General features: G+C 47.9%; 7 protein-coding genes. 4 read left to right on the top strand and 3 right to left on the bottom strand.

What is annotated here, in order from left to right; translation table 11 throughout:
• Positions 1 to 1,143: Glu/Leu/Phe/Val dehydrogenase (locus NZ772_07500; protein ID MCS6813402.1), on the bottom strand; the 1,143-nt coding region annotated here is incomplete at its 3' end.
• Between the two features lie 593 nt (positions 1,144 to 1,736).
• Between NZ772_07500 and NZ772_07495 the strand changes: the two genes are divergently transcribed.
• The 3 genes from NZ772_07495 (at position 1,737) to NZ772_07485 (ending at position 5,110) form a co-directional block, all read left to right on the top strand.
• Positions 1,737 to 3,494 (top strand): hypothetical protein, encoded by a 1,758-nt coding sequence (locus NZ772_07495; protein MCS6813401.1) that lies wholly within the window; start codon positions 1,737 to 1,739, stop codon positions 3,492 to 3,494.
• Positions 3,495 to 3,609: 115 nt separating this feature from the next.
• Positions 3,610 to 4,353 carry a hypothetical protein gene (locus NZ772_07490; GenBank protein MCS6813400.1) on the top strand — a complete coding sequence of 248 codons (744 nt, stop codon included), beginning with the start codon at positions 3,610 to 3,612 and terminating at the stop codon, positions 4,351 to 4,353.
• Positions 4,331 to 5,110 (top strand): hypothetical protein, encoded by a 780-nt coding sequence (locus NZ772_07485; protein ID MCS6813399.1) that lies wholly within the window; start codon positions 4,331 to 4,333, stop codon positions 5,108 to 5,110. The genes NZ772_07490 and NZ772_07485 overlap by 23 nt, the downstream gene beginning before the upstream one ends.
• On the opposite strand, the gene NZ772_07480 is transcribed toward NZ772_07485, so the two are convergent.
• Positions 5,107 to 6,462 (bottom strand): S-layer homology domain-containing protein, encoded by a 1,356-nt coding sequence (locus NZ772_07480; protein ID MCS6813398.1) that lies wholly within the window; start codon positions 6,460 to 6,462, stop codon positions 5,107 to 5,109. The genes NZ772_07485 and NZ772_07480 overlap by 4 nt on opposite strands.
• Positions 6,463 to 6,507: 45 nt before the next feature.
• A complete protein-coding gene (locus tag NZ772_07475; GenBank protein ID MCS6813397.1) occupies positions 6,508 to 7,512 on the bottom strand; it encodes a phosphoribulokinase in 1,005 nt (334 codons plus the stop codon).
• Positions 7,513 to 8,547: 1,035 nt separating this feature from the next.
• Between NZ772_07475 and NZ772_07470 the strand changes: the two genes are divergently transcribed.
• The gene (locus NZ772_07470) at positions 8,548 to 9,774 is read left to right on the top strand and encodes a ferredoxin-NADP reductase (protein ID MCS6813396.1); all 1,227 of its coding nucleotides are present in this window, start codon (positions 8,548 to 8,550) and stop codon (positions 9,772 to 9,774) included.
• Positions 9,775 to 9,865 lie beyond the last annotated feature (91 nt).

Below are 9,865 nucleotides of genomic sequence, written 5' to 3'. Positions count from 1 at the left end.
ACGTTGCTGGAGATTGCGATCGACCTCGTCCTCCGTCCAATACAACCCGTTACGGTTTTGTACCCACTCAAAATAGCTGACTGTTACCCCACCTGCATTTACCAAAATATCTGGGAATACTTGAATACCACGTTGCTCTAAAATCTCATCCGCAGCACTAGTTACTGGGCCATTGGCCACCTCAAAGATGAAACGTGCTTTGATATCATGGGCATTGGCTTCAGTAATTTGATTCTCCAACGCCGCAGGCACCAAGATATCTACGTCTAAAGTCAGCAACTCAGCGTTGGTCAGTGTTTCATGGTTAATGACACTACAGACTGTATCTTTGCAATAAACAGCTTGCACACCCTTCACAATGTGCTTGAACTGTCGAATGCTAGGAATATCTAGACCCTCTGGAGCGTAGATTGCGCCTTGAGAGTCGCTAACAGCTACAACCCGATAACCTGCTGCATGGAGAAACTCTGCCAAGGCACCGCCAGCATTGCCAAAGCCCTGAATAGCGACAGTGGTATCTTGTGGAGACTTGTCAAATTTAGGCAGGATAGTGGCGATCGTGAAAAAAGCTCCCCTTGCTGTAGCTGTATCGCGCCCTACACTGCCTCCCATGGTGATAGGCTTACCAGTGACGACAGCAGGAGAAATCTTACGCTGAATAATGCTGTACTGATCCATCATCCAGCCCATGATCATGGCATTGGTATATACATCCGGTGCCAGAATATCCACATCAGGGCCAATAAAGTCTGCGATCGCGTCCACATATCCCCGGCTTAACCGCTCCAACTCCAGTTTTGATAGTTCCTTTGGGTTCAGGCAGATGCCCCCTTTGCCCCCGCCAAAGGGCAAATTCAAGGCCGCACACTTGAACGTCATCCAAAAGGCAAGCGACTGTACCTCATCCATGTTTACTGTCGGGTAATAACGCACCCCGCCCTTGGTTGGCCCCCTTGTATCGTCATAGCGGACTCGATAGCCCTGGAAAATTTTCAAGGATCCATCATCCATGCGGACAGGGATTGATACAGCCAAACTGGCTTTGGGATATTTCAGATGCTCGATCGCATCATCGGAAATCGATACATATTTCAATGCCTTGCCTAGGCGCTGGCTAGCATCTGCAAACAAAGAATCTGTCATAACATTATCGTCCCTTGTTGTGGCACTACTTGCTGTCGGTTCTATGTCGGTTATGTGGTTGCTAGTGGTCTGTTTCCAGGTCAAGATCTATTCGCTAAACTGCCAGTGATTGCTATCTGACGGATGGAAACTCAATTTTGACAGGGGGTGCTCAAAACGTATCCAACGGTTAACACCATGATCCCTAGCCAACGTCTAGCTGGGCAGACACTTGAGCAACGAAGAGAATTTAGTAACAGATAACCCGTAATGCATTACATTAAAAGAATTTTGTGTGCCAAGCTAAAAATCCTAACTAAAATTCCTAAAGTGAGTAGAAGTTTTAGCAGTGCCTATTGATTGGCTGTTATCGTAGATTTATCAAATGTGATTAATTGGTCAACCTGTGCGATCGCACAGAGGTCATCGTTCTATAGGAAAAATGTGCTATTACAGTCAGTGAGTTGCTAAAGCTACTTCACAACAAACCGTTGAATACTCATAACTTGGCGTGAAGAATATCTCTACCATTAGATTCTTTCATCAAGCAGAGTGTCGGTTGTTGACAGTATCTACTTCACTATTCACACGATCGCAATTACAAGGAAACGGTTATGGCCATCAGCGATGAATTTAAGCGATACGTCAAAGCAGGTAACCTCAGTGAAGCACTGAAATTAGCACTAGCAGAGCTGATTGAGCTGAAAATCACCACTTGGGTTATGCCTACAGTAGACGATTCTTTGGGTATTGGTACCACTGCGCCTCAAGAACCAAAACCCGGATATCGAATGATGACCCGTATCAACATTGTTGATGGCACGATCGACAATGAGGTGGGTAGCCAGTTTCTTAGTAGTGGCCCCTATGCTGAGTTGAGAGAGTTTCACCTCAGTCAGGTTCAGAAGGGGCGAGAGATTATCTATCGCAATTTACAAGTACTCAAAGACTTGTTTGGAACATTAGCAGTTGGTACATCGCGTCGATACGAAACGACTCAATCAAGCAACACTTCACTATCCCCATCCCCACAGCCAATTCTTGTTGAAGAAGTTAGCCCCTCGGTTCCTAGCCTCAGCGCTTTGAACCAACTTACCCTTGATGGCGATCGTGACACTGGTGCATCTCCTCAACTGGGTAACGGCCTAATTGAGGGGTCAGGAGCTAGCCCTGATGTAGATGGTTCAATGTCTGCCACTGTTGAAAACACACCCTTAGGAGACAGTCCTCTATCTGAGCTAGGTGGTGTTTCTAATGACAACATGACACTAGAGCCGATCGTATTTGATGCTACCGACGACAGCTTAATTACTAGTGAGTCTCCAGTCAGCGAGCCAACTCTGTCTGGTCAAGCTCCCGATTTGCTCCCTGAAACTGAGTCACCCTATCCTCAGGATGTTATTGATCTGTCCCTTGACCCTAATGTCTACAATCCTGGCCCCCGTCTTGTTGATAGCTACAACCCAACTGCCGATGATTTCCCCAGGCCAGTTGCTGCCGATGTGTCTATCACTGACGCGGATGACCCAGCAAACCCCAGTGATGCAGGTACTACAGATTTTGGCGCAACTCCACCATTCACATTTGATAATCTTGACCTGTCGCCTGATCTGGCCTCATCTCCAGAACAACCAATGGAAGTTGACCTAGACCCCCTAAGCTTTGATGCCAATGACCTAGATTTTTTGCTCAGCAGCGGTACTTCTGAGTCAACTGCAGATCCTGCTGACAATTCCCCCCTATCAGATCTACCGTACCCCGATGGCGACGACAGCCTCACAACTGCGCCTTCAGACCTAGACCTGCCACCATTGCTAGAGCAGCCCTCGGCCGTGAAACCTGAGAGTGAGATGTTATCCGATCCGGATGCTGCTACTGCCATGCCGCCTGAGTTTGAAGCCATACTCAGCCAACCGCCTGAAGCAACTGCAACATTTGTGCCCTCCGTAGAGGGTGATGTGATGCCCTCTCCCTGGGATACACCATTGGCTGATACAGAAACATCGAGTTCACCTGACCCGTCGCTCGCCCCAGAGCTGAGCATAGACGAGTTGAATCAACTATTTGTGGATGAGGAATTCGCTGTCGCTGCGCCTATCCATCCTGCAACAGACGTACCAAGTTTATCTGCTGAGGATCCCAGCCTTAGCATTGAAGATACTGTTTCATCTCTGTTTGGTGAACCATCCTTGATGGAAGAAGGCCCATCTAGGACAGCAGATCACAACTTGATGGAGTTAGATGATACTGCTCTTAATAACCTGTTCGGCGATGTTAACACTGATATTTTTCCCACCCCAACAGCGGAAGATCCTAATGTGTCAACTGCAAATCTAGATGACGATAACCCGTTTGCTGATTTCCCCAGCTAAGTGCCTAGTTGTGTTGACAGAGTGCCTATTGTCACCATAGTTGCACCTGCCATTATCACTAGGTAACTGGTGCAGATCGCAGTAAAATCAGACAGCTTTTCATGGAAATTTCCCTATGGCATCTTCTGCACAGCAGCCACAACGTCCGCGCCCGCCTCGTCAGCCTGGATTGCTGGCAACACTAGAGCGAAAATTTTCTGCGTTTCTGAACTCCTTGGGGGATGTGCTGCTGGATATTACGGCTCTAGAGGTGAATACCATGGTGGTTTCTCAAATCACTGGTGAGAAGTTTGTGCCGGAGGAAACCTACAGTGAACTGTATAAAATACCGATGGATCCAAGGGATGGTACCTATTTTCAGCAGGTAGGTATTCCTCATCATATGGAGTTACGTAGTCAATACTGTAGTTTGCGGCACAAGCTAGATATGCATTGTCGGCTAGCTGCCAACAGGCTAAATCAGCCGATCGACCACATCCCTAATCCCCAAAATCCTGCTGATGGCCTGTTATTAAGCGCATTGATGGCTGATCCAGAGTTCTTGAGAGGATTACGCAAACTGGGTGAATTAATGTCAGCCCTTGATGGAGGAAATCCGCGATCGCCTGCTACTGACCTGATCTATGCCCAGACTATCATCCAGCTTGATGGTGACATCATCAATCGCTATCACCAAAACTTGCTAGTGCATCCCCATAAGCAGGTCATTATGGATCTTCACCATCAGGGAGTAGCTGTAGGAGAGAAGCAATGGCACAGTTTGCTCGGTTTCATGATTGATTTAGTAAGATCCGCGATGAGGGATCGTACAGCTAACGTTGTGACACTGCCCATGAATGACACGTCAAGCAAGCCCTGATCCCAGTTGCGGTTCGCGATCGTCCTTTTTATGCAAGTTTGTGCCTGCTCGCGAGTCGATGGCGTTGCCAACGGCTGAGTTTAGTAGCGCTACAGTGACCATTGTGGCTGAACCAGGCTATTTTGTGTTTCAGGTGACCGCAGCAGTAGTAGCTCTCTTAAATAGCCCCATAGCACAGACGTTGTCACTACGCCTTCCGAAGGAGTTAGTAGGTGAGTTACGGCGATCGGCTCTCTTAGATGAATTTGGGCGTGCTCAGTCCGGGATCACCTTCTGCACTTGGGTTGGGGATGCTAGTCCTGCTAATAAAATGCCTAATGAGGGGCTGGTTGGACGGCTTGTGCTTAGATCAGTATTTTCCCTAGACGGAGATGTAATTAACCAAGTTGACCAAGCATTGTTGCAGCATCCTGACTGTCTAGCTATTGCTATAGCTCACAATCGTTTAGTGCTGGAAGCCATGGCCTGCCTGCGTAGCAATGCGGCTGCTTTTATGTCGCTACTTTTGAACTTGGTGCCTCTAGTGGTCATTGGTGCAACTACAATCATCAATCTCCATAATTCCCTTAGCGAGCTTTGGCAGGATCCTATATCTGTGCTGTCGTGGATTGCCCCGTCTTGCCTATCTGTAGCATTACCCTTGAAGAAGCGACAAATTATCATCACATTCAAGCATTGGCTCTGGCGATCGCTGATGGAACCACAAACTCTGACAGGTCGCATTGCCCAATGGATGATTGGTCGCCTAATGCCCTAGGGAGATGATGATGTAAGAGCCTGTTCAGCCGACACCCCTTCTGTCTGTGAGCCAAAATACCATAGGGAAGCTGCTGCCTCTGCACGAGTTACTGCTTTCTTGGGTCGAAACAGCGTCGTGTAGCCAAACACTCGCCGAATAACTGCTAAGTCGCCATTCTGAAAATCTGCTAATACTGCTCGCGATGCCCTTGGTTCAATTTGGTTAGCATCTTGAAATCCCCAGGTCTGCTTAATAGCCTCTACGTTTGCGGCTGGTAGGGCTTGCCGAGTATCTAAAGGCACTTTCCATAGCAACATTTGCTCTCTAGTGAGTGGATCGTTGGGACGAAACAATGCCGATCCTTGCCCAGCCAGTGGGCTAGGTATAATACCAGCCTCAGCTAAGCCTTGAATAGCTGCAAAGTCTGGATCGCTACGGGGAACATCTTGAAAAATAGGTTGGCTTGCCTCGGTTCCCAGGCGAATCTGTTGTGCAGGGCGATCGCGATATAGACGATTGTTTGCTGCTACCAACCACCGGGCATAGTCTCGACGGGTAACTACCTTTCCAGGCTCAAACTTTCCAGGCTCAAAGGCTGTGAGACTAGATGAATCATTAGCTTTTGTACCCGTAGGTTGCAGTTGCAGTACCCCTAGTTGAGCAACTTCCATTACCGCTTGACGCAGGGCTGGCGGCACAGTGTCTAGATCCGAAAACAGTTGACTACTAGTTTCAGGGCTAGGGCTAGGTGAGGCTGTTATAGGACTAGCAGGCACTGTAGGCAATTTTGTTGGTTGATTGCTGGTAGAGTCAGCCGTAGCGCCCAAGTTCACAGAGATAGTTGACTCTGAAGTCGAGGCTGTCGTAGCGATGCGACTGTACTCGATCGTAAAACTCGTAGTTGCAGCACTAGTTGCAACTGCATCAGTCGCAGACGGCAGAACAGTAACGGTAACTAACAAGTCTTCTCGCTGAGCAGCGATCGTCCTAGCGGTTGCTGGAGCCAACAACTGCCAACCACCATCTTGAAACTGCAATTGATAAAATCGACTGACGTTATCAGCACCGTCTCTGACCTGCCAGCGAGTCAGCTTCCCTGCGGATGAGGCCGCACCGCCGGAAGGAACTACAACTTGCTGCAATGTTGCCCCAGGATACAGCGGCAACTCCTTGGGAAAGTCCTGGGGAAGCTCTGCCGATAACTGATTAGCAACAGGTCGCCCGAAGACTACAGCGCCATCCTCTAGCTGCGGGTCAGGAGCTAAAGCCTGCTCTAACGAGCGTCCCCCACTGTTACTGGAACAGCCAACAACCGCTAACATCAACAGCGGCAACAACTTCCTAAACTGAGCTAACAGTTTACGAGACAAAGTACGAACCTCTAACTATAGGCGACATTAGATATAGCAGAAACGCTACACTGATACCGCCATCTTAGCTTCTCTGGAGGTTAATCGTTCATAAGTCGCCCGCATTTTCAGGCCAGTCAACACCTGGAACAGCCCTGTACCATTGTTTGAACCTGGGTATTCACGATGTTGTAGCAAGAGATGGGTAAGCTCACCAACATACTTGGTGGAAGTATTGCTCAGGTGGGTCTCGATGTAAATCACCTCTTCTAGGTTGTCAAACTGACCATCTACCTCCAATACCGACACACTATGTCCAAAGTAGGCATCGGGGCCATAGAAGAACCTCATGCCGGGGTAAGAGCAGGTTAATTTGCGACCACAAGGTGTCCAGTAAATGGTTGAGCCTTCATCAAACAGGTAAACTGGGTCAAAGCCCGGAACGTCGTCTCGCTGAATCATCTGCACCCGCAGAACCTTACGCTCCTTGTCATCTTTGATGAGCTGGGTAGGCAACACCTGAAGAACGACATCGGCATATTTTTTCTGAGGGTCGATGTAGGCCAGAAAATCAGGACGACGAGCATTGATAGCGGCAATAACATCTTCGTAGCGATGACCCCGTTCAGCCATATCCCGCTGAATCTTCCAGGCAATTTTAACGTCATCACTAATGTCCAGGTATACGCTAAAATCAAGCAGCTCACGAACGCGCTCATCATAGAGCGGATGCAGTCCCTCAATCACAATGATGTGGTTAGGCTCAACCACTTCAGGTGGATCGATCGTACCAGTTTCATGATTATAGACAGGCTTGTTAACTGATTTGCCTTCCTTTAGAGCCTTGACTTGTTCGTACATCAAATCGAAATTATTGGCCCTGGGATCAAGAGCAGTAATGCCGGTTTCTTTGCGCTGTTTTCTGTCCAGGCTGTGATAGTCGTCTAGGCAAATTACTGTTACCAAATCTTGCCCAAACAAGTCGGTCAGTCGGCGCAGAAAAGTTGACTTACCGCAACCAGAGTCTCCAGCGACACCGATTAAAACTACACGGTCTGGCTTCATAACTATAGAGTCCCCAAATCAATCATAAATAATGGCTGTCCATGCTTAACCCTGGTGGTTTAGACCTCAATGCTTGCTCTACATCCCTCAGTCTTGTTCGGTCTGACACCGTACACTAGTAATCGTTAGCAGTCAATCCTGAAACAGTTACCAGTCCCGTGCCAGTCACGATCGCCAACAACCCACCACTTGCAAGAATAGGCATTTATCCTTACTTAGTTAAAGAGTCTACCAGAGTAACAACCCTTCATACAAGGCAATCGCATCTTACATGGGTAGCTGTAAATGTAGCCATAGCTCAACGCCATAAACAACATGCAAGGGCCATGACGACGTTACAACCCAAGCCATAGCAAGATGTGGCGCTAGATCGAGATCCTTAAGTTCCACTGACTTGGACTTACAAGTAAGTCCATAACTATCCTACGGTTAATCGGGCATTTAGAAAAAGTGAAATTGACGCATTATTGACATTTTCCTGGACTTAAACCAAGTAGCTTAGAGCAACTGTGATGCGCATCAATGACAAAGGCTCCAAGCATAGGGCTACGAGTATTGTTCGCATTACTAACTGTTCTGATTGATAATCCGTTATTACTATTGGGAGGTGTGATGGTGAAGCTGGGTACACCTAGCATGAATCGCTGGGAAGTAACTTTATAGCCTCCAACCCATCTAAACTTAAGAGATGTCTAACAAATTTGAGTGATGGTGCCATAGCTGGAATAATCTAGAGCTTTGGGAAGTTGAGTAACCTTCTAGGCGATGCTGCCCTGGGTAAGGTTATCCTAGGCGAGATTGTCTGTAAGGAATCAACTGCTGCTATCGCTGTTGAGTATCACGTTTGAGGTGAGTTGACACTGTTCACGATCGTGAAGATTCACAATATCGTTAACGTTAGCAGTCACCTTTGTTAGACATCCTAGATGTTTGAGCTATGCCTCTAAAGGTCATGCTTAAAGTTGTGTAACCGCAAGCCGCTAGTCTAGCGCCTATGGTTTATTTGTTCAATTAGGTTGGATTTAAGAGAGAGTTACCAGAATGTACAGTCCAAGCGCAACCAACTCTGCTATTACCCCATCTGGGGCGCGCATGTTTCGCTATGAGGTGATTGGCCTCCGTCAAAATAGCGCAAATAGCCGCATGAATTACTCTATTCGTCGCAGTGGCAGTGTGTATATCAACGTACCCTATGCCCGCATGAATGAGGTCATGCAGCAGATTACTCGCATGGGGGGCAAGGTTGTCAGTATCCAAGCTTTGAATGCTGACGGCGCGGTTGCTCTAGGAGATGTACCACAGGCTACTCCATCGAATGCAGCACACCAGTCATCCCAAGTTCCTCTATCAGTAGCACCAGAGAAACCTATGACACAGACAGCAGAGAAAAAGGATATTCCTGTAAATATTTACCGACCCAATGCTCCCTTTGTCGGTAAGTGTTTGTCCAATGAAGAATTGGTTCGTGAAGGCGGTGAAGGTACCGTTCGCCACCTGACGTTTGACCTCTCTGGTGGAAACCTCCGTTACCTAGAAGGGCAAAGCATTGGCATTATCCCTGAGGGAACCGACAAGAACGGTAAGCCTCACAAGCTCCGCCTCTATTCCATTGCTTCGACTCGCCATGGCGATCGCGGCGATGACAAAACCGTATCCCTTTGTGTACGTCAGCTCGAATATAAGCACCCTGAAACCGGTGAGAAAGTATTCGGCGTTTGCTCTAGCTATCTGTGTAACCTGCAACCAGGGGCAGAGGTGAAAATCACTGGCCCTGTGGGCAAAGAAATGCTACTGCCCGATGATCCCGAAGCTACCATTATTATGATGGCAACAGGTACTGGCATTGCACCTTTCCGGGCTTTTCTGTGGCGGATGTTCAAGGAAACCCACGAAGACTATAAGTTCAAGGGACTAGCATGGTTATTCTTTGGTGTTGCCTACACTCCCAATATCCTTTACAAAGACGACCTCGAAGCCATGCAGCAACAATTCCCTGATAACTTCCGGTTGACCTATGCCATCAGCCGGGAACAGAAAAATGCCCAAGGTGGCAAGATGTATATCCAGCATCGGATTGCTGAACATGCTGATGAGCTATGGCAGTTGTTGCAAAAGCCAAATACCCACACTTACATCTGCGGTCTCAAGGGTATGGAAGGCGGCATTGATGAGGGTATGTCTGTTGCTGCTAGCAAGTTTGGTGTTGATTGGTCTACCTATCAAAAGGAGCTGAAGAAGCAAGAACGTTGGCACGTAGAAACCTACTAGTGACAACGGTGGTCATAACAGATTGACCGGGACGTTTGTAGTGATGACTTCAGTCCTCATCTGATGTTGTCGGCGGCATCTACGGTTTGCC

This window comes from Cyanobacteriota bacterium, from assembly GCA_025054735.1.
Lineage (GTDB): Bacteria > Cyanobacteriota > Cyanobacteriia > SKYG9 > SKYG9 > SKYG9.
The sequence above is the reverse complement of the archived record's forward strand: the minus strand, read 5'-3'. Positions and strand labels throughout refer to the sequence as shown.